Annotated in this window: 15 protein-coding genes and 1 pseudogene; 10 read left to right on the top strand and 6 right to left on the bottom strand. The window is 67.3% G+C overall.

Annotated features, from left to right (window positions below; all coding sequences use genetic code 11):
• Window positions 1-71 precede the first annotated feature (71 nt).
• Entirely contained in the window at window positions 72-1,706 is a 1,635-nt protein-coding gene (locus HUU94_RS10920; RefSeq protein ID WP_174275107.1) for a CTP synthase, read from the top strand.
• Window positions 1,707-1,989: 283 nt separating this feature from the next.
• On the opposite strand, the gene HUU94_RS10925 is transcribed toward HUU94_RS10920, so the two are convergent.
• A complete protein-coding gene (locus HUU94_RS10925) occupies window positions 1,990-2,172 on the bottom strand; it encodes a hypothetical protein (protein ID WP_174275108.1) in 183 nt (60 codons plus the stop codon).
• A gap of 558 nt (window positions 2,173-2,730) precedes the next feature.
• Here HUU94_RS10925 and proS point away from each other — a divergent pair.
• From proS to HUU94_RS10940, 3 genes are all read left to right on the top strand, one after another.
• Window positions 2,731-4,047: a proline--tRNA ligase gene (gene proS / locus HUU94_RS10930; protein WP_174275109.1), complete on the top strand. Its 1,317-nt coding sequence runs from the start codon at window positions 2,731-2,733 to the stop codon at window positions 4,045-4,047.
• Window positions 4,048-4,169: 122 nt separating this feature from the next.
• The gene (locus HUU94_RS10935) at window positions 4,170-5,417 is read left to right on the top strand and encodes a lipoprotein-releasing ABC transporter permease subunit (RefSeq protein ID WP_174275110.1); all 1,248 of its coding nucleotides are present in this window, start codon (window positions 4,170-4,172) and stop codon (window positions 5,415-5,417) included.
• Window positions 5,410-6,093 (top strand): ABC transporter ATP-binding protein, encoded by a 684-nt coding sequence (locus HUU94_RS10940; RefSeq protein WP_174275111.1) that lies wholly within the window; start codon window positions 5,410-5,412, stop codon window positions 6,091-6,093. The genes HUU94_RS10935 and HUU94_RS10940 overlap by 8 nt, the downstream gene beginning before the upstream one ends.
• Before the next feature lie 4 nt (window positions 6,094-6,097).
• Here the strand turns inward: HUU94_RS10940 and HUU94_RS10945 are convergent, their stop codons facing one another.
• The 4 genes from HUU94_RS10945 to HUU94_RS10960 form a co-directional block, all read right to left on the bottom strand.
• Window positions 6,098-6,319: a type II toxin-antitoxin system HicB family antitoxin gene (locus HUU94_RS10945; RefSeq protein WP_174275112.1), complete on the bottom strand. Its 222-nt coding sequence runs from the start codon at window positions 6,317-6,319 to the stop codon at window positions 6,098-6,100.
• The gene (locus HUU94_RS10950; RefSeq protein ID WP_174275113.1) at window positions 6,319-6,570 is read right to left on the bottom strand and encodes a type II toxin-antitoxin system HicA family toxin; all 252 of its coding nucleotides are present in this window, start codon (window positions 6,568-6,570) and stop codon (window positions 6,319-6,321) included. Before HUU94_RS10950 ends, HUU94_RS10945 begins: the two co-directional genes overlap by 1 nt.
• 77 nt (window positions 6,571-6,647) lie before the next feature.
• A complete protein-coding gene (gene uvrB, locus HUU94_RS10955) occupies window positions 6,648-8,849 on the bottom strand; it encodes an excinuclease ABC subunit UvrB (protein WP_174275114.1) in 2,202 nt (733 codons plus the stop codon).
• A 73-nt stretch (window positions 8,850-8,922) separates the two neighbouring features.
• Window positions 8,923-10,308 carry an oligosaccharide flippase family protein gene (locus HUU94_RS10960; RefSeq protein ID WP_174275115.1) on the bottom strand — a complete coding sequence of 462 codons (1,386 nt, stop codon included), beginning with the start codon at window positions 10,306-10,308 and terminating at the stop codon, window positions 8,923-8,925.
• A gap of 81 nt (window positions 10,309-10,389) precedes the next feature.
• Here HUU94_RS10960 and HUU94_RS10965 point away from each other — a divergent pair, with 81 nt between their 5' ends.
• Window positions 10,390-11,244, top strand: a complete 855-nt coding sequence (locus tag HUU94_RS10965; protein WP_174275144.1) for an arylamine N-acetyltransferase family protein — start codon at window positions 10,390-10,392, stop codon at window positions 11,242-11,244.
• The gene (locus tag HUU94_RS10970; RefSeq protein ID WP_174275116.1) at window positions 11,241-12,518 is read left to right on the top strand and encodes an MFS transporter; all 1,278 of its coding nucleotides are present in this window, start codon (window positions 11,241-11,243) and stop codon (window positions 12,516-12,518) included. The genes HUU94_RS10965 and HUU94_RS10970 overlap by 4 nt, the downstream gene beginning before the upstream one ends.
• A 205-nt stretch (window positions 12,519-12,723) precedes the next feature.
• Here the strand turns inward: HUU94_RS10970 and HUU94_RS10975 are convergent, their stop codons facing one another.
• A complete protein-coding gene (locus HUU94_RS10975; RefSeq protein WP_174275117.1) occupies window positions 12,724-13,521 on the bottom strand; it encodes a hypothetical protein in 798 nt (265 codons plus the stop codon).
• A gap of 151 nt (window positions 13,522-13,672) precedes the next feature.
• On the opposite strand from HUU94_RS10975, the gene HUU94_RS10980 reads away from it, so the two are divergent.
• From HUU94_RS10980 to recQ, 4 genes and pseudogenes are all read left to right on the top strand, one after another.
• Window positions 13,673-15,190, top strand: coding sequence for a fumarate hydratase (locus HUU94_RS10980; protein ID WP_174275118.1), 1,518 nt, complete (start codon window positions 13,673-13,675; stop codon window positions 15,188-15,190).
• A gap of 173 nt (window positions 15,191-15,363) precedes the next feature.
• A pseudogene (locus HUU94_RS13025) lies at window positions 15,364-16,107 on the top strand (transposase); the annotation flags it as partial.
• A gap of 206 nt (window positions 16,108-16,313) precedes the next feature.
• Window positions 16,314-17,903, top strand: coding sequence for a M3 family metallopeptidase (locus HUU94_RS10985; RefSeq protein ID WP_254602153.1), 1,590 nt, complete (start codon window positions 16,314-16,316; stop codon window positions 17,901-17,903).
• Window positions 17,904-18,033: 130 nt separating this feature from the next.
• Window positions 18,034-19,797: a DNA helicase RecQ gene (recQ, locus tag HUU94_RS10990; RefSeq protein ID WP_174275119.1), complete on the top strand. Its 1,764-nt coding sequence runs from the start codon at window positions 18,034-18,036 to the stop codon at window positions 19,795-19,797.
• Window positions 19,798-19,827 lie beyond the last annotated feature (30 nt).

Below are 19,827 nucleotides of genomic sequence, written 5' to 3' on the forward strand. Positions count from 1 at the left end.
CGCGAAAACTGTTGATCGTTTCGCGGGCGCGCTTGCCCTGGGGTGGCAACCGCCGCTAAGCCTTTTCTCCCATGACGCGGTTCATCTTCATAACCGGCGGCGTGGTCTCTTCGCTTGGCAAGGGCCTGATGGCCGCCAGCCTCGCCGCTTTGCTCCAGGCGCGCGGCTATACGGTGCGCATCCGCAAGTTCGATCCCTATCTCAACGTCGATCCGGGGACGATGAGCCCCTATCAGCACGGCGAGGTCTATGTAACCGACGACGGCGCGGAGACCGATCTCGACCTTGGCCATTACGAGCGCTTCACCGGCGTGCCCTCGCGGCAATCGGACAATATCACCAGCGGGCGCATCTACAGCCAAATCATCGCCAAGGAGCGGCGCGGCGATTATCTCGGCGCCACGGTGCAGGTGATCCCGCACGTCACCGACGCGATCAAGGAATTCGCGGTCGCCGATACCGACGGGCTCGATTTCATATTGTGCGAGATCGGCGGCACGGTCGGCGATATCGAGAGCCTGCCGTTCATGGAGGCGCTGCGCCAGCTCCGGAACGATCTCGGCCGCGCGGCGACCTGCTTCGTCCATCTGACATTGGTGCCGTACATCGCCGCCGCGGGCGAGCTCAAGACCAAGCCGACGCAGCACAGCGTCCGCGACCTCACCGCGCTCGGCATCCAGCCCGACGTGCTGGTCTGCCGCTGCGACCGGCCGCTGCCCGACGGCGAGCGCGCCAAGATCGCCTTGTTCTGCAACGTCCCCAAGCATCATGTCATCCCAGCACTCGACGCTTCGAGCATCTACGAGGTGCCGATCCAATATTGCGCGGCGGGGCTGGACGCGGCCGTGCTCGACGCCTTCGCGCTGCCCAACGACGGCATGCCGGACCTCGGGCGCTGGGAGGATATCCTCGATCGGGTGCGCAATCCCGAGGGCGAGGTGACGATCGGCGTCGTCGGCAAATATGTCGGGCTGGCGGACGCGTACAAATCGCTCAACGAGGCGCTGGTGCACGGGGGCATCGCCAATCGCGTCAAGGTCAACATCCGCTGGCTCGACGCCGAACTGTTCGAAAAGGACGGCGACGAGATCGCCGCGCGGCTGGAGCCGATGAACGCGATCCTCGTGCCCGGCGGCTTCGGCGAGCGCGGATCGGAGGGCAAGATCGCCAGCGTGCGCTTCGCGCGCGAACGCAAGGTGCCCTATTTCGGTATCTGCCTCGGCATGCAGATGGCGTGCATCGAGGGCGCCAGGAACACCGCGGGGATCGCGGCGGCCTCCACGACCGAGTTCGGGCCGACCGAGGAGCCGGTTGTCGGCCTGATCACCGAATGGATGACCACCGAGGGGCTGGAGACACGCGAGGCGGGCGGCGATCTCGGCGGCACGATGCGATTGGGCGCCTATGAGGCGACGCTGGCGGGTAACAGCCATGTCGCCAGCGTCTATGGCGACACGCATATCCGGGAGCGGCACCGCCACCGCTATGAGGTCAACGTCCATTACAAGGGCGCGCTGGAGGCGGGCGGGATGGTGTTTTCGGGCATGTCGCCCGATGGCGCGCTGCCCGAGATCGTCGAGCGGCCCGACCATCCCTGGTTCATCGGCGTCCAGTTCCACCCCGAGCTCAAGAGCAAGCCGTTCGATCCGCATCCCCTGTTCGCGAGCTTCATCGAGGCGGCGGTGCGGCAGAGCCGGCTGGTTTAGTAGCGGATGACTTTAACTTAACGCGCTCCTGCTGAGGTGAGACCGAGTAGCTCCGCAGGAGCGTATCGAAGTAGCGCCCCAGGGCATGTCCTTCGATACGGGCTCTCGACAGGCTCTATCCCTACTCAGGATGAGCGGAGGAGTGAGTCAATCTAAAGTCATCCTCCCAGCGGCTGTCCTGTTCAAGCTGAACGTCACCCCGGCCTTGAGCCGGGGTCCCGCTTCTTCTTCAGCGTCGGCAGGCAGCGTCACCCCGGCGGGCCGGGGTACGGGAGGCTTTACGTCAGTCGGCGTCCTCGGCGGCAAGGGCGCTTAATTGCGCGGCGTTGGAGTCCGATGCGTTCGCGGCATCGACGCCCGCCTTGCGATCGCCGGCAAAATCGGCGGCCGCATAGCAGATACCCCCCGCCCATAGCAGGGCCGCCCAGCGGCTCTTGAACAGCAAGCGGATCGGGACCGGCGGCATGGCGCCTATCCTGCGCATGCGCCGGTTAACAGGCGGTGTGCGTCAGCGCAGGACGGGATCGGTCGGCGTCGGCGGGATCGGATCGGTCGGGGTGGGGATCGGCGTATCGGCGGGCGCTTCGGTCGGGACTTCGGGGATCGGGGGCTGGCTGGCCATGGGGCGCTCCTGTGTGAAAGGAGTAAACGCCCAAGCGGCGGCGCGGTGCCCGGAAAAAGCAAACGCCCGGGATGCTTCACGCATCCCGGGCGCCTGCGTGACGATCGCTCGTCAGCCCCCTATCTTGCCCGGCCCACACGATCCGGCACTCCCCTTTTTTATAGGTGCCGTTCGGGGCCGTAGCCTCCCTGAACCATGGCCGGAGCCTGTTCGTGAACGGCTGTTATACAAGGCGACGGCCGCCGTCATGCGCGATCGTGCGTCCGCCAGCGCAATCGTGGCACGCTGTGTTTTTCGCGCAACAGCGCCGATTCGGCCGAAGGCGATACCGGGCGCGATTTGCCCTGTGCGCGGGCGCCGCCTAAGCAGCGGCGCACCCCCAAAGCCTGCGACGGAAAACCGATGCGCCTTTCCCGTTACTTCCTGCCCGTGATGAAGGAATCGCCCGCCGAGGCGCAGATCGTCAGCCACAAACTGATGCTGCGCGCCGGGCTGGTCCGCCAGACGGCGGCGGGCATCTATGCCTGGCTGCCGCTGGGGCAGCGCGTGCTGCGCAAGATCGCCGACATCGTCCGCGAGGAACAGGATCGGGCGGGCGCGATCGAGCTGTTGATGCCGACGCTGCAATCGGCCGAGCTGTGGCGCGAGAGCGGCCGCTACGACGCTTATGGGCCCGAGATGCTGCGCATCACCGATCGCCACGATCGCGAGATGCTCTACGGGCCGACCAACGAGGAGATGATCACCGCGATCTTCCGCGACGCCGCGCGCTCCTACCGCGACCTGCCGCGCACGCTCTACCATATCCAGTGGAAGTTCCGCGACGAGGTGCGTCCGCGCTTCGGCGTGATGCGCGGGCGCGAATTCCTGATGAAGGACGCTTATTCGTTCGACCTCGACGAGGCCGGCGCGCGGCACAGCTACAACCGGATGTTCGTCGCCTATCTCAACACGTTCGCGCGGATGGGATTGCGGGCGATCCCGATGCAGGCGGATACCGGACCGATCGGCGGCGACCTCAGCCACGAGTTCATCGTGCTGGCGCCGACCGGCGAGAGCGACGTCTTCTACCATGCCAATTGGGAGCAGGCGGCCGAACTTTCGACGGTGGATTTCGACGATGTCGCGGGGCTGGAGGCGATCGTCGGCGGCTATACCAAGGATTATGCCGCGACCGACGAGAAGCGCGACGCGGCGGCCGAGGCGGCGGCGGGCGATCTGCTCCGCCAGTCGCGCGGGGTCGAGGTCGGGCACATCTTCTATTTCGGCACCAAATATTCGGGCGCGATGGGTCTCAAGGTGCAGGGGCCGGGCGGCGGCGAGCTGGTGCCGCACATGGGCAGCTACGGGATCGGCGTCTCGCGGCTGATGGGGGCGATCATCGAGGCGAGCCATGACGACAAGGGGATCGTCTGGCCCGATGCGGTGGCGCCCTTCGCGGTCGGCCTGATCAACATGCGCGCCGACGATCCGGCGTGCGCGGCGGCGGCGGACGCTCTCTACGCGAAGCTGACGGCGGCGGGCGTCGAGACGCTGTACGATGATCGCGACGAGCGCGGCGGCGCCAAGTTCGCGACGATGGATCTGATCGGGCTGCCCTGGCAGATCGTGATCGGGCCGAAGGGGCTGGAGAAGGGCGTGGTCGAGCTGAAGCGGCGCGCGGGCGGGGAGCGCGAGGAGCTTTCGGCCGACGATGCGCTGGCGAAGGTGAGCGCATGACCCCCTCTCCCCTTCAGGGGAGAGGGTCGGGGAGAGGGGGAATCATCCGTTCAGCGCGTGCCGCTCATTCCCACCAGACTCCCCCTCTCCCAACCCTCTCCCCTGAAGGGGAGAGGGCTTAGATGTTGCTGAGCCGCACCGAGCTGTTCATCGCCAAGCGCTATCTCTGGCCCGGCAAGGGCGAGGGGATCATCGCGGTGGTGGTGGGGTTCAGCCTCGTCGGCGTGATGCTCGGCGTCGCCGCGCTGATCGTGGTGATGAGCGTGATGAACGGCTTCCGCGCCGAATTGTTCGACAAGACCACCGCGCTCAACGGACATGCGGTGGTGCAGGGCTATGACGGGCGCCTCGCCGACTGGCAGCGGATCGCGGCGGTCGCCAAGGCGAGCCCCGGCGTGGTTTCCGCCGTGCCGCTGATCGAGCAGCCGCTGATGGCGAGTTCGGCGGGGCGGGTCGAGGGCGTGCTGGTGCGCGGGATGCGGCTGGAGGATATCCGCGGCGGCGCGATCGGCAAGGCGGTGGTGGCGGGCCGGATCGGCGAAGTGCTGCCCGATTCCAACAATGTCGCGATCGGATCGCAGCTCGCGCAGCAGCTCGGCGTCGGCGTCGGCGCGCAGATCAGCCTGATCAGCCCGCAGGGGCAATCGACGCCGTTCGGCACGGTGCCGCGCATCGTCAGCTATCGCGTGGCGGCGATCTTCGAAGTCGGCGTCTACGATTACGACAAGGCGTTCGTGGTGATGCCGATCGCCGACGCGCAGACGCTGCTGATGCTGGGCGACGCGGTCGGGATGGTCGAGGTGCAGACGGTCGATCCCGATCGCGTGGCCGCGATCCTCGCGCCGGTGGCGAGGGCGGCGCGCGGATCGGGCGAGGTTCGCGACTGGCGGCAGATGAACGCCAGCCTGTTCGAGGCGTTGCAGGTCGAGCGCGTGACGATGTTCATCGTGCTTTCGATCATCATCATCGTCGCGGCGTTCAACATCCTCTCCTCGCTGATCATGCTGGTCCGCGCCAAGACGCGCGACATCGCGATCCTGCGGACCATGGGGGCGACCAGGGGCAGCATGCTCCGCATCTTCATGACCGTGGGGCTGACGATCGGGATGCTCGGCACGATATCGGGGCTGATCCTGGCGGCGATCTTCCTCTATTTCCGCCAGGGCGTGGTCAATGCCGCGCAGTTCGCCACCGGGCAGAACCTCTGGGATCCCTCGATCCGCTTCCTCACCGAGCTGCCCGCGCGCGTCGATCCGGTCGATGTGGTCGGGACGATCGTGATGACGCTGGTGCTGTCCTTGCTGTTCACGCTCTACCCGGCGCTGCGCGCGGCGCGGACCGATCCGGTGCAGGTGCTGCGCTATGAGTGACGCGCCGCCCAAAGCGCTGGCGGTGACGGGGCTGAAGCGCGCGTTCGTGCAGGGCAGCCGCACGCTGGAGGTGTTGCGCGGGGTCGATCTGACGGTCGCGGAGGGCGAGATCGTCGCGCTGCTGGGTCCGTCGGGAACGGGCAAATCGACCCTGTTGCAGGCGGTCGGGCTGCTGGAGAGCGGCTTTTCGGGGAGCATCCGGCTGATGGGCGAGGAGGCCGCCGCGCTCGACGATGCCGGGCGGACGCGCCTGCGCCGCGACGCGCTGGGCTTCGTCTATCAATTCCACCACCTGCTGCCGGATTTCACCGCGGAGGAGAATGTCGTGCTGCCGCAGATCATCCGCGGCGCGGGGCAAGGCGCCGCGCTGGAGCGCGCGCGCGCGCTGCTCACCGCGCTGGGCCTGGGCGAGCGGCTCGATCACCGCCCCGCGCAACTCTCGGGGGGCGAGCAGCAGCGCGTCGCGGTCGCGCGCGCGCTCGCCAACAAGCCCGCGCTGGTGCTCGCCGACGAACCGACCGGCAACCTCGACGAGGCCACCGCCGATCGCGTGCTCGGCGAATTCCTGCGGCTGGTGCGGGGCGAGGGCGCGGCGGCGCTGGTGGCGACGCACAACGAGCGGCTGGCGGCGAAGATGGATCGCGTGGTGCGGCTGCACGAGGGCGTGCTGGGATAGCGGCTCAGGCGGCGGCGTAGATCGCCGGGCGATAGCGGGGCTCGGGGATGACAAGGCCACGCGCGGTCGCGGCCTCGATCCAGCACTCGATAGCAACTTGCGCTTCGGTCACGGCTTCCGAAGGCGTGTCGCCGAAAGCACTGCACGATTTGAGATCGGGCACGTCGGCAACCCAAGAATCGTCGGGCTGCGACCAGAACAGATTGATATGGTAACGGGGAATCATCACTCGATTTCCAATCCGAACTCTTCGACAATATCAAGAAATTGCACAAGCTGATAGGGCTTGGCTTCCTTGCCGCGCGGTTGAATGTTCAGCATCCGATCGACGCGGGGATGGCCGTATATCCGATGGCTGCCGCTGATCCGATCGAGCGCGAATCCGAACGCAACAAGCAAGCGTTCGAATTCCCTGAAGGGTATGGGCGATCGCGGATTGGCGAGGATGCTGGCGTGGAGTTTGGCGACACGGGTCATATTTTGATCCTTTCGCTACTCCTTTGCTTTCGCAATCAACAATGTGAATCAGCCCGCAATAAAGACGCATTCTACGCCTACCGCCCCCGCGACCTTTTCTCCGCTCTCACCTGCCGCGCCTTGCCGTAGCGCGTCTGCCGCGTCCCCGGTTTCCCCAGCGTCGAGTTGCCCCGCATCGGCGCGCGGCTGGGTTCGCTGGGCAAGCCGAGTTCGTCGGCTTCGAGCTTGCGGATCTCGTCGCGGAGGCGGCCGGCTTCCTCGAATTCGAGATCGGCGGCGGCGGCGCGCATCTTGCCTTCGAGTTCCTCGATATAGGCGCGGAGGTTGTGGCCGACCATGTGCGGCCGATCCTCGATCCCGGTATCGACCGTCACCTGGTCCCTCGACGAGAGATGGCTGACGATATCGGTGATGCCGCGGCGGATCGTTTCCGGCGTTATGCCATGCGCGCTGTTGTAGGCGACCTGCTTCTCGCGGCGGCGCGAGGTTTCGAGCATCGCGCGCTCCATCGATCCGGTGATGCGATCGGCGTAGAGGATGACCCTGCCGTCGACGTTGCGCGCGGCGCGACCGATCGTCTGGATCAGCGAGGTTTCGGAGCGGAGGAACCCCTCCTTGTCGGCGTCGAGGATCGCGACCAGCCCGCATTCGGGGATATCGAGGCCTTCGCGCAGCAGGTTGATGCCGACGAGCACGTCATAGACCCCCAGGCGGAGGTCGCGGATCAGTTCGATCCGCTCCAGCGTCTCGACGTCGGAGTGCATGTAGCGGACCTTGAGCCCCGCCTCGTGGAGATATTCGGTGAGGTCCTCGGCCATCCGCTTGGTCAGCGTGGTGACGAGGCTGCGGTAGCCCGCCTTGGCGGTGAGCCGCGCCTCGTTGACGAGATCGTCGACCTGATCCTCGATCGGGCGCACCTCGACCGGCGGATCGATCAGCCCGGTGGGGCGGATCACCTGTTCGGCGAAGACGCCGCCGGTCTGCTCCATCTCCCACGGCCCCGGCGTCGCCGAGACGTAGATCGATTGCGGGCGCATCGCATCCCATTCGTTGAAGCGTAAGGGACGATTGTCGATGCAGCTCGGCAGGCGGAAGCCATATTCGGCGAGCGTGATCTTGCGGCGATGATCGCCGCGCGCCATGCCGTTGACCTGCGGCACGGTCTGGTGGCTTTCGTCGACGAACAGCAAGGCGTTTTCGGGAAGATATTCGAACAGGGTCGGAGGCGGCTCGCCGGGGAGGCGGCCGGTGAGGAAGCGCGAATAATTCTCGATGCCCGCGCAGCTTCCGGTCGCGGCGATCATCTCGAGATCGAAATTGGTGCGCTGCTCCAGCCGCTGCGCCTCGAGCAGCTTGCCCTCGATCTGCAATTCCTTGAGCCGCTCGGTCAGCTCGAAACGGATCGCCTCCATCGCCTGCTTCATCGTCGGCCCGGGGGTGACGTAGTGCGAATTGGCGTAGACGCGGATGTCGTTGAGCGTCGCCGAGGTCTTGCCGGTCAGCGGATCGAACTCGCTGATCTGCTCGATCTCGTCGCCGAAGAAGCTGATCCGCCACGCGGCATCGTCGAGGTGGCTGGGGAAGAGTTCGAGATTGTCGCCGCGCACGCGGAAGGTGCCGCGCGCGAAGGCCTGATCGTTGCGCTTGTACTGGAGCGCGACGAGCTTGCGGATGATCTCGCGCTGATCGACGGTCTGGCCCTTCTTCAAATCGAAGATCATCGCCGAATAGGTTTCGACCGAGCCGATGCCGTAGAGGCAGGAGACCGAGGCGACGATCAGGACGTCGTCGCGCTCCAGCAGCGACCGCGTCGCCGAATGGCGCATGCGATCGATCGCCTCGTTGATCGAGCTTTCCTTCTCGATATAGGTGTCGGTGCGCGCGACATAGGCTTCCGGCTGGTAATAATCATAATAGCTGACGAAGAATTCGACCGCGTTTTCGGGGAAGAAGCTCTTGAATTCGCCGTAGAGCTGTGCAGCGAGGATCTTGTTGGGGGCGAGCACCAGCGCGGGACGCTGGAGCTGCTCGACGACCTTGGCCATCGTGAAGGTCTTGCCCGAGCCGGTGACGCCGAGCAGCACCTGATCGCGCTCGCCGGCGCCCGCCTGCGCGACGAGCTCGGCGATCGCGGCCGGCTGATCGCCCGAGGGCGCATATTCGGCGACCAGCTTGAACGGCCGGCCACCCTGGCTCTTCTCGGGCCGTTCGGGGCGATGCGGGACGAAGCTCTGCTCGGTATCGGGCTCGGCAAGGCTCGTGCGGATCTGGATCGCCATGCCCCGGATATGGGGCCGCGCGGGCGGGGCGGCAATGCGCGTTCCTAGGCTTGGCGGTCCTTTCCCGGGTAACCTAGCCGATCAGCGCGAAGCCGATCCGCGAGACGATCGCGCCGAGCGCGAGGCCGCCTGCCCCCGCCGCGAAGCCCAGCCCCTCCTGCCAGAGGTTGAGCAGGCGCAGCCGCCGCAGCCCCTCCCAATAGACCAGCATCGCCGCGACCTCGACCGTGCCGACCACCGCGACGAGCAGCATCACCTGATGCGCGAGCAGTGCCGCGATCCCCATCGTCCCGAGCCAGCCGATCCGCGCGATATTGGCGTAGAGCGTCCAGCGCGTCCGTCCGCTGGCGACCAGGGCCTCTTCGGCGGCATTGTTGGGGAAATAGACGATCGTCGAGATCGCCATGAGCTGGAGATAGGGCGGCACCGAGGCGTAACGGTGATCGTAGAGCACCGCGACGAGCAGCGACGCGCCACCGATCAGCCCCCCCGCCGCGAACATATAGCCGAGCGCGGCGAGCCGGCGCTTGCTGTAATAGAGGTCGCGCAAATAGGGCGGATCGGCGCGCGCGGCCTCCGAATAGGCCGGGAAGAGGATGCGGTTGGTATATGTATGCGCCAGCGGCAGCGGCGCGGTGGCGAGCGTCGTGGCGATCGCATAAAAGCCGTAGACCGCGAGCGGCATCATCCGCGCGAGGACGAGCTTGTCCGATTGCATGATCAGCATCGTCAGGATGCTCGACATCGCGATGTAGCGCGAGAAGGCCCAGAGCTCGCGCGCGCGCGGCCGATCGATGACGAAGCGGCGGCGCGAGCCCGGGAACATCGTATAGGAGATCACCGCCTTGATCGCGAAGCCCGCGAGCATCGCGAACACCAGCGCCCAATAATTGTGCAGGATCAGCGCGAGCAGGATCGAGACGACCAACTGCGTCACCGCGCCGATCACCTCCATCGCGGTGAGCCCCCACAATTTCTGCTGGCGGACGGCGGTGGCGAAGGCCAGCGAACCCAGCCCCTCGATGATGAAGTTGAGGCTCCACACCGCGAGCACGGCGGCCATCTGCGGCTTGCCGAGGACCTTGGCGATCGGCCAGGACAGCGCCGCCATGACGATCGTCAGCGCCGCCGAGCGCAGCAGCCGTAGCGACCAGATTTCATCGAGGAAGCGGGCGTCGTCGCCCTTCTCGTGGCGGACGATGAAGGCGTAAAGCCCGACGTCCGAGATGAGCTGGATCACCATCGAGACCGAGAAGACGATGCCGCTGACGCCGAACGCCTCGGCGCTCAACAGCCGGGTCAGCGTCATGCTGCTGACGATGCGCAGGATATTGATGGTCAGCGCCGAGCCGACGATGCTCGCGGTGCCGCCCCGCGCCGCGCCCCGCAGCCGCGAGGCGATGCCGCGCGTCGGGACGGGCAGGACCGCGCTTTCCGGCCCCGACGTTTCGGGCCCCAAGGTCTCTGGCTTTGTCATGCGCGCGCGAACCGCTTAGAGCCGCGTTTCATCGCTCGCAATCCGGTGCGGTTCAAGGCAGGCATGTTCGATCTCGATCCCTATCTCGCGCGCATCCACCTGCCGCTCGCGCCCACCCCCGATCCGGACGGGCTGGCGATCCTCCAGCGCGCGCACCGGCTGGCGATCCCGTTCGAGAATCTCGACGTGGCGCTGGGGCGCGGCATCCGCATCGACAGTGACAGCGTCTTCGCCAAGCTCGTGACCGCGAGGCGCGGCGGCTATTGCTTCGAGCAGGGCCGGCTGTTCCTCGACGCGATGGCGGCGCTGGGGTTCGCGGCGCGGCCGCTGTTCGCGCGCGTCTGGCTGGGGGCGGACGGGCAAGTGCCGCCGACGACGCATACGCTGGCGCTGGTGACGTTCGGAAACGCGCGTGGCCACGGGCGCGACTGGATCGCCGACGCGGGCTTCGGGGGCAGCTATGCGCCGCCGATGCCGCTCGCCGACGGCGAGGAGGCCGAGGCCCCCGATGGCGCGCGCTTCCGGCTGGCGCGCGATCCCATGTTCGGCTGGACGCTGAGCCGCAACGGCGACGCCGCGAGCACCGACGGGCGCGTCGATGCGCGCGCGGACGACGGGTGGCAGCGGCAGTACAGCTTCACCACCGATCCGGTCTATCCGTCCGATCTCGCGCTTTCCAACCACTGGGTCGCGACCGCCGCCGAGAGCCGCTTCGTGCGCCACCGCATCGTCAGCATCCCGCTGCCGCACGGCTTCGCGACCTTGACCGACACGCTGTACCGCCGCCGCAACGCCAATCAGGCGGTCGAGGCGGTGATCGACGATCCGCGCGTCTATCGGATGCGGCTGGGCATGATATTCGGCATCGATCTCGACCCGCAGGAGATCGCCGGGCTCAAGCTGTTCGGCGCGGCATGACGCGGGTGCGATCGATCCTCGGCGGTGCGGCCGGCAACCTCGTCGAATGGTTCGACTGGTACGTCTATTCGGCCTTCTCGCTCTATTTCGCGCCGGTCTTCTTCCCCGGCGGCGATCCGGCGGCGCAATTCCTCAAGACCGCGAGCGTCTTCTGGGTGGGCTTCCTGATGCGCCCGGTCGGCGGCTGGCTGCTGGGGCGGATCGGCGACCGCCACGGGCGGCGCACCGCGCTGGCGCTTTCGGTGGGGATGATGGGCGGGGGATCGCTGCTGCTGGCGCTGACGCCCGGCTATGCGCAGATCGGTGCCGCCGCGCCCGTGCTGCTGCTGATCGCGCGGATGGTGCAGGGCTTGAGCCTCGGCGGCGAATATGGCGCGGCGGCGACCTATCTCAGCGAGGTTTCGGCGCCCGAGCATCGCGGCTTCTGGTCGAGCTTCCAATATGTCACGCTCTACGGCGGCCAGTTGCTGGCGCTCGCGCTGATCCTCGGCATGCAGGCGAGCGGGATCGGCGAGGCGGCGCTGGCGAGCTGGGGCTGGCGGGTCGCCTTCCTCGTGGGCGCGGCGCTGGCGCTGGGCGTGTTCTGGCTGCGGCGCGGGATCGCCGAATCCCCCGATTTCGCCGCCGAGGGCGGAGCGGCGAAGAAACCGGGCGGGATCGCGGTGCTATGGCGGGAGCACCGCCGCCCGGTGCTGATCGCCTTCGCGCTGGCGATGGGCAGCAACGTGCTGTTCTACACCTTCACCACCTATATGCAGAAATATCTGGTGGTGACCTCGGGCTTCGCGAAGAATGAGGCGAGCCGGATCTGCGCGGGCGCGACCTTCCTCGCGATCCTCGCGCAGCCGCCGCTCGGCGCGCTTTCGGATCGGATCGGGCGCAAGCCGCTGCAATATGCGTTCGGGCTCGGCGGGCTGCTGCTGACCGTGCCGATCATGCTGGCGATCGGGCGGGCGCATGACGCGCTCACCGCCTTCGCGCTGATGCTCGCGGCGCTGACGATCCTGAGCTGCTCGACCGCGACGAGCGCCGCGGTCAAGGCCGAGCTTTTCCCCGTCCACGTCCGCGCGCTGGGGGTGGGGCTGCCCTATGCGATCAGCCAATCGCTGTTCGGCGGCTCGGCGGAGACGCTGGCGCTGAGCCTCAAGGCGGCGGGGCACGAGGTCGCCTATTTCTGGTATGCGAGCGCGATGGCGGGCGTAGCACTGATCGCCGCCTATCTGCTCAAGGAAAGCGCGCCGCGCCGACGCGCAGGCGGACGGGGGGCGGGCTGAGGCTTGAGGACGGATCGACATTCAGCTTTGAGAGCTGGAGTCTGTCCTGTCGACGCCGAACTTTCGGCACCCCGGCCTTGAGCCGGGGTCCCGCTGCCTGGCCGACGCTGAACAAGCAGCGGGACCCCGGCTCAAGGCCGGGGTGACGAATATCTGTTCGAGCGGGGTAGGCCGCCCAAATCCCGAATGTCGATCGGCTCTGGCGCTACCCCCCGGCATCCTCGTCCTTGGCCTGCCGGGTGAAGCTGATCCGGATGCGGACCCAGCTTCCCACCAGCGCCTTGCCGCCGACGCGCGGCGGGCGGACGAGGAATTGCCAGCCGGCCTGCTGGATCGCGCGCGCCAGCCCCGATCCCGGCGGCGAATCGGCGAGCGGCACGCAATTGTCGACGTGGAAGCGCGGCAGCGTCTGGCAGGCGATCTCCGCCCAGCTTCCCAGCGCCACGCCCCGCTTGGGCATGTAGAAGCGCAGCTCGGCATCGGTAGGCTCGCGATACCATTCGGCGCGGTAGAGCGGCTCGCCATTGGGACCGCTGCCCGAGGCGAGCTCCGAATCGCCGTCGGCGCTGCCGCTGCTGGCGCTGCCAGTGCCCGGCTGCGCGGCCTGCGCTTGCGCCTGCGACGGCATCTTGCTGATGTCGCTCCGCTGAAACTCCTGCGGTGAGATGATGATCAAAGGCGAGAGTGGCTGCGGCGGCAGCGGAATCGGCGGGGGCTTGATCGGGGTCGGCGCGGTGACCGAGGGGTGCGGCGGCGCGGCGCTCGCGGCCTTGGCGGCGGCGCGGGCGCGGTGCGCTTCGGTCGACTGAGCGTCGTCGGGGGAGATGTTGAAGCTCATCGTCCGGCCCTTGCCGCCGGGCACGCCCTGGATCGCGGGCGCGAGCCGCAGCAGCACCCACAGGATCAGCAGATTGACGAGGACCGAGATCAGGAAGGAGACGATCCGCCGCCGCAGCGATGGCTCGCGGCCATAAGCCGAGGGGGGGTGCGTCGCCGGCGGCATCTGCTGCCGCGCCTACAAAGCCGCCCCGCCGCCTGCAATCGGCTTGCCATGATCTGCGGCGAACCGAAATGCCGGAAAGCCGGGCATCGCTTCGGCACAAAAGCGCGCTTCGGCCTTCTGGAACGCGCGCAAACCCGCTAGAGCCCAGGCCATGATTACCATCCTCGAAGCCGATCTGATCGAGAGCGTCGCCGACGCGCTCCAATATATCTCTTATTATCATCCGATGGATTATATCCGCGCGCTGGGCGTCGCCTACGAGGCCGAGCAGGGCCCCGCCGCCAAGGATGCGATCGCGCAGATCCTGACCAACAGCCGGATGTGCGCCGAGGGGCATCGCCCGATCTGCCAGGATACCGGCATCGTCACGGTGTTCGTCAAATGGGGGCAGGATTGCCGGCTCGATAGCGCGATGAGCCTGCAACAGGTGATCGACGAAGGCGTGCGCCGCGCCTATCGCAACCCCGAGAACCCGCTGCGCGCCTCGATCCTCGCCGATCCCGCCTTCGGACGCGTCAACACCAAGGACAATACGCCGAGCGTGCTCCACGTCGAGATGGTGCCGGGCCACCATGTCGACGTGCAGATCGCGGCCAAGGGCGGCGGCAGCGAGAACAAGAGCAAGTTCAAGATGCTCAACCCCAGCGACAGCATCGTCGACTGGGTGCTGGAGATGGTGCCGCAGATGGGCGCTGGCTGGTGCCCGCCCGGCATGCTCGGCATCGGCATCGGCGGCACGGCGGAGAAGGCGGTGATCCTCGCCAAGGAATCGCTGATGGGCGATATCGACATGGCGCAACTGAAGGCGCGCGGGCCGCGGACCAGGCTGGAGGAGCTCAGGATCGAGCTGTTCGACAAGGTCAACGCGCTCGGTATCGGCGCGCAAGGCTTGGGCGGCCTCGCGACGATCCTCGACGTCAAGATCCTCGACTGGCCGACGCATGCCGCCTCGAAGCCGATCGCGATGATCCCCAATTGCGCCGCGACCCGCCACGCGCATTTCCACCTCGACGGCAGCGGCCCCGCTTATCTCGAGCCGCCGAAGCTCGAGGATTGGCCCAAGGTGGAGTGGACGCCGAGCAAGGAATCGATCCGCGTCGACCTCGATACGCTGACGCCGGAGGTGGTCGCGAGCTGGCGGCCCGGCGATCGGCTGCTGCTCAACGGCCGGATGCTGACCGGGCGCGATGCCGCGCACAAGCGCATCGCCGACATGCTGGCGAAGGGCGAGCCGCTGCCGGTCGAATTCGCGGGGCGGGTGATCTATTATGTCGGCCCGGTCGATCCGGTGCGCGACGAGGTGGTGGGCCCGGCCGGGCCGACGACCGCGACGCGGATGGACAAGTTCACGGGGATGATGCTCGACCAGGGCCTGCTGGCGATGGTCGGCAAGGCCGAGCGCGGGCCGGCGGCGATCGAGGCGATCCGCGCGGCGAAGAGCGCCTATCTGATGGCAGTCGGCGGTGCCGCCTATCTGGTGGCGCGCGCGATCAAGGGCGCCCGGGTGGTGGGGTTCGAAGACCTCGGCATGGAGGCGATCTACGAATTCGAGGTGCGCGACATGCCCGTGACGGTGGCGGTCGACGCGACGGGGACAAGCGTCCACAATACGGGGCCGCTGGTATGGCGCGAGAAGATCGCGCGGGAGCGGCTGCTCGAACGCGCCTGAGGCGGCGGACAGGGCGACGGCGGCGTTCCTCAAGGGCTGGAGCCTGTCCCGTTGGCGTTGAGCTCTCGTCACCCCGGCCTTGAGCCGGGGTCCCGCTGCTTGGCCAACGCTGAAGAAGAAGCGGGACCCTCTGAGTTCACAAACGAAGTGCAACACCTGAGACAGGTGCTGCCATGTCGACCTATCGCCAGCTATCGCTCGAGGAACGGTGTTCGATTGCCCGGCGTCATAAAGCCGGGCGATCGCACCGCAGATTGCTGCAGCTTTGGATCGCCAGCCGTCGACGATCTTGCAAGAGCTGAAGCGCAATAGCGGCACGCAGGTCGGGTATCGGCCGGGCTATGCGCAAGAGCGGACCCGGGCGCGCACGCGAGGCCGGACACCGGGTCATCAGCCATGGGACCATCTACCGCTTCATCCACGCTCAACCGACCCGAACCACGCTGGCGCCACTATCTGCCGCGCGCCAGGTACAAGCGAGGCTGGCGGACCAAAGGTGAATGGCCGCGCAAGACCCACCGTGACTCGATCCACCAGCGCCCCGCCGACATCGCCACCCGCGGCAACCCGGACACTCTGAAAGCCGATCCCGTCGCTGCAGCGCTCACGGGCATGCTCCATCCCTTACCGCCCGAACTGCGACGCTCGATCACCTTCGACAATCCTGTCCTGAGCGACTGCCGCAGGCAGGCAGTCGAAGGGGGTACCGAATTACGCATTACAAGCTTATCCAGCATCGATTCGGTGCCCGAACCCACTTCTGCGATCCGCGTTCATCCCGGCAAAAAGGCGGCGTCGAAAACGCTATCGGACGCCTCCGACGCAACCTGCCCCGCAAGACCGACCTCGCCGACTTGCCACGCGACACGCTCAACGCCATCCTCGCTGCCCATAACAACACACCGCGAAAATGCCTGCAAAAGGCGCAGGTCGCGCTCGGGCCGAAGCTGGCGGCCTATAGCGACGCCATCTATCTCGATCCCAGGCTGTTCGCGCGGGTCAAGGCGCTCAACGATCGTGCGGCGGCGCCGAAGCTGAATCCCGAGCAGGCGATGCTGCTCGACGTTTATTATCAGCGCTTCATCCGCGCGGGCGCGCAGCTTTCCGCCGCCGATCAAGCCACGTGCGCGATCTCAACAAGCGGATCGCCTCGCTGGGCGTGAGCTTCCGCCAGCAATTGCTCGCCGCGACCAAGGCGGGATCGCTGGTGCTCGATACGCCTGGCCAGCTCGCCGGGCTGACCCCCGCCGAGATCGCCGCCGCCGCGCAGGACGCCAAGGATCGCGGGATGGCGGGCAAATATGTCCTGCCGCTGCAGAACACCACCACGCAGCCCGCGCTGCAATCGCTGACCGACCGCGCGACGCGCGAGGCGCTGTTCCACAATAGCTGGACGCGCGCCGAGAAGGGCGATGCCGGCGACACGCGCGATACGGTGGCGCAGCTCATCCTGCTGCGGACGAAGAAGGCCAATCTGCTCGGCTTCCCGACCTGGGCCGATTATTCGCTGGCCGAACAGATGGCCAAGACATCGGCGACCGCGATCGGCTTCCTGAACCGGCTGGATGCGCCGACCGCCGCCGCGCAGAAGCGCGAGGTCGCCGAGGTGCAGGCGACGATCGACGCCGATGCCAAGGCTTCCGGGCACGGCTTCAAGGTGCAGCCGTGGGACTGGGATCTCTATTCGGAGAAGGTCCGCAAGGCGAAGTACGATCTCAACGAGAGCGACACCAAGCCCTATCTCGAAATCTGGAGCGTGCTGGAGAACGGCGTCTTCTTCGCCGCGCACGAGATGTACGGCCTCACCTTCAAGCGCCGCACCGACATCCCGACCTTCCAGCCCGACATCCGCGTCTATGAGGTGTTCGAGGAGAGCGGCAAGCCGCTGGGACTCGCATATTTCGATTATTGGAAGCGCGACAATAAATCCGGCGGGGCATGGATGAACAGCTTCGTCGCGCAATCCAAATTGCTCGGCACCAGGCCGGTGATCTCCAACACCGCCAACTTCACCAAGCCCGCCCCCGGCCAGCCCGCGTTGATCACCTTCGAGGATGTGCGGACGATGTTCCACGAATTCGGCCACGGGCTGCACGGCCTGTTCGCCGACCAGACCTATCCGAGCGTCTCGGGCACCGCGGTGGCGCGCGACTTCGTCGAATTCCCCTCGCAGTTCAACGAGCATTGGGCGCTGGAGCCGCGCGTGCTGGCGCATTACGCCAAACATTATCAAACCGGCGCGCCGATGCCGCAGGCGCTGGTCGACAAGATCAAGCGCGCCGAAAAGTTCAACCAGGGCTATACGTTCGGCGAATTGCTGGCGGCGGCGCAGCTCGACATGGCGTGGCATTCGCTGGGGGCGAACGATCCCAAGCAGGACGTCGATGCGTTCGAGGCCAAGGCGCTGGGCGCCACCGGGCTCGACATCGCGCATGTGCCCCCGCGCTATCGATCGAGCTATTTCGCGCATATCTGGGGATCGGGCTATGCGGCGGGCTATTACGCCTACATCTGGACCGACATGCTCCAGGAGAATGTCTACGAATGGGTGATGCGCCATGGCGGGATGACGCGCGCCAACGGCCAGCGGATGCGCGATCTGGTGCTGAGCCGGGGACGCACGCTGGATTATAATGCGATGTTCCGGAACATGACGGGGCATGATCCGCAGGTGGAACCGCTGCTCAGGAAACGCGGGCTGCTGGGCGGTTGAGTTTCCCCCCACCCGCTTGCGGGAGGGGCAGGGGGTGGGTTAGCGACGGGCGGGGCTCGGATTGTCCCGGCTGGCGCTTCCTCCGCACGCCCCACCCCCAGCCCCTCCCGCAAGCGGGTGGGGAGAGGATATGATGACCCCGCTCGACGCGCTCCGCACCACCTTCGGCTATCCCGCCTTTCGCGGGCGGCAGGCCGACGTCATCGATCGGGTGATGCGGGGCGAGCATAGCCTCGCGGTGATGCCGACGGGGGCGGGCAAGAGCCTGACCTATCAGGTGCCCGCGCTATGCCGCGAGGGTACGGGGCTGGTGATCTCGCCGCTGATCGCGCTGATGCACGATCAGGTGCGCTCGGCCGAGGCGGCGGGGATCCGCGCGGCGGCGCTGACGTCCGCCGACGACAATCGCGAGGAGACGATCCGCCGCTTTCGCGAGGGCGATCTCGATCTCCTCTACGCAGCGCCCGAGCGCGCCAATAGCGAAAGCTTCCGCCGGCTGATCGCGGGCCAGGCGCTGGCGCTGATCGCGATCGACGAGGCGCATTGCGTTTCCGAATGGGGGCATGATTTCCGCCCCGACTATCGCCAGATCAAGGGGCTGCTGGAAACGCGGCCCGACGTCCCCCGGCTCGCTCTGACCGCCACCGCCGACGCGCACACGCGCTCGGACATTCTCGCCCAGCTCGGGATTCCGCAGGAGGGGCTGATCCTCGCGGGGTTCGACCGGCCCAACATCCGCTATGCGATCGAGCCGCGCGACGGGATCGCCCGGCAGCTCGGCCGCTTCATCGCCGAGCAGAAGGGGCCGGGGATCGTCTATGCGCCGAGCCGCAACGAGACCGAGAAGCTCGCGGCCGCGATCGCCGCCACCGGCCGCCCCGCGCGCGCCTATCATGCCGGGTTGGAGCCGCAGGTGCGCGCCGCCGCGAGCCGGGCGTTCGTCTCCTCCGAAGAGATGGTGATGGTCGCGACGATCGCGTTCGGGATGGGGATAGACAAGCCCGACGTGCGCTTTGTCGCGCATGCCGGGCTGCCCAAATCGATCGAGGCTTATTATCAGGAGACGGGCCGCGCGGGCCGCGACGGCGATCCGGCGGTGGCGCAGATGTTCTGGGGCGCCGAGGATTTCTCGCGCGCGCGGCGGCGGATCGAGAGCGAGGTGGAGGAGACGCGGCGGCCGGGCGAGCGGGCACGGCTCAACGCACTCGCCGGGCTGGTCGAGGCGACGGGGTGCCGCCGCGCGATCCTGCTGCGCCACTTCGGCGAAAGCCCGCCGCCCGCCTGCGGCAATTGCGACAATTGCCTCGCTCCGCCCGAGCAGGTCGACGCGACCGAAGTGGCGCGCAAATTGCTGTCGGCGGCGTTCCGCACCGAAATGCGCTTCGGCATCGGCCATCTCGTCGACGTGCTGGCGGGCAAGCAGACCGAGAAGGTGATCGGCCAGGGCCATCAGCGGCTGTCGGTATTCGGGATCGCCAACGAGGAGGAATTGAAGCTGGTGCGGCCGGTGGCGCGCGCGCTGATGGCGCGCGACGCGTTGCGCGCCGACGATTTCGGCGGGCTGTCGTTCGGGCCCGGGGCCAGGCCGATCCTGAAGGGCGAGGAGCCGGTAGCGGTGGTGCTGCCGCGCGAACGCGCGCGCGGCGCGCGGCGTGCCCGCGACGAGGGACCGAGCGATCCCTTGTTCGAGGCGCTGCGCGCGAAGCGGCGCGATCTCGCGCGCGAGCAGGCCGTGCCGCCCTATGTGATCTTCCACGATGCGGTGCTGCGCGAAATGGCGGCCGCGCGGCCGGGATCGCTCGGCGCGATGGGGCGGATCGCCGGCGTGGGGGCCAAGAAGCTCGAGGCTTATGGCGCGGCGTTTCTGGAGGTGCTCAACGATCCTCCCCTGTAGGCGGAACGGGACGCTTGTGTAGAGCCCCGT

Source organism: Sphingomonas bacterium, from assembly GCF_903644055.1.
In the GTDB taxonomy this organism is placed as follows: domain Bacteria; phylum Pseudomonadota; class Alphaproteobacteria; order Sphingomonadales; family Sphingomonadaceae; genus Sphingomonas_I.

Bases quoted from the DNA above. Each gene is read 5' to 3' on its own strand.
- HUU94_RS10940 (WP_174275111.1), top strand. From the start codon at position 5,410: ATGAGTGACGCGCCGCCCAAAGCGCTGGCGGTGACGGGGCTGAAGCGC.
- HUU94_RS10965 (WP_174275144.1), top strand. From the start codon at position 10,390: ATGTTCGATCTCGATCCCTATCTCGCGCGCATCCACCTGCCGCTCGCG.
- HUU94_RS10975 (WP_174275117.1), bottom strand. From the start codon at position 13,521: ATGCCGCCGGCGACGCACCCCCCCTCGGCTTATGGCCGCGAGCCATCG.
- HUU94_RS10970 (WP_174275116.1), top strand. From the start codon at position 11,241: ATGACGCGGGTGCGATCGATCCTCGGCGGTGCGGCCGGCAACCTCGTC.
- proS (WP_174275109.1), top strand. From the start codon at position 2,731: ATGCGCCTTTCCCGTTACTTCCTGCCCGTGATGAAGGAATCGCCCGCC.
- HUU94_RS10925 (WP_174275108.1), bottom strand. From the start codon at position 2,172: ATGCCGCCGGTCCCGATCCGCTTGCTGTTCAAGAGCCGCTGGGCGGCC.
- recQ (WP_174275119.1), top strand. From the start codon at position 18,034: ATGATGACCCCGCTCGACGCGCTCCGCACCACCTTCGGCTATCCCGCC.
- HUU94_RS10980 (WP_174275118.1), top strand. From the start codon at position 13,673: ATGATTACCATCCTCGAAGCCGATCTGATCGAGAGCGTCGCCGACGCG.
- HUU94_RS10950 (WP_174275113.1), bottom strand. From the start codon at position 6,570: ATGACCCGTGTCGCCAAACTCCACGCCAGCATCCTCGCCAATCCGCGA.
- HUU94_RS10935 (WP_174275110.1), top strand. From the start codon at position 4,170: ATGTTGCTGAGCCGCACCGAGCTGTTCATCGCCAAGCGCTATCTCTGG.
- uvrB (WP_174275114.1), bottom strand. From the start codon at position 8,849: ATGGCGATCCAGATCCGCACGAGCCTTGCCGAGCCCGATACCGAGCAG.
- HUU94_RS10920 (WP_174275107.1), top strand. From the start codon at position 72: ATGACGCGGTTCATCTTCATAACCGGCGGCGTGGTCTCTTCGCTTGGC.
- HUU94_RS10945 (WP_174275112.1), bottom strand. From the start codon at position 6,319: ATGATTCCCCGTTACCATATCAATCTGTTCTGGTCGCAGCCCGACGAT.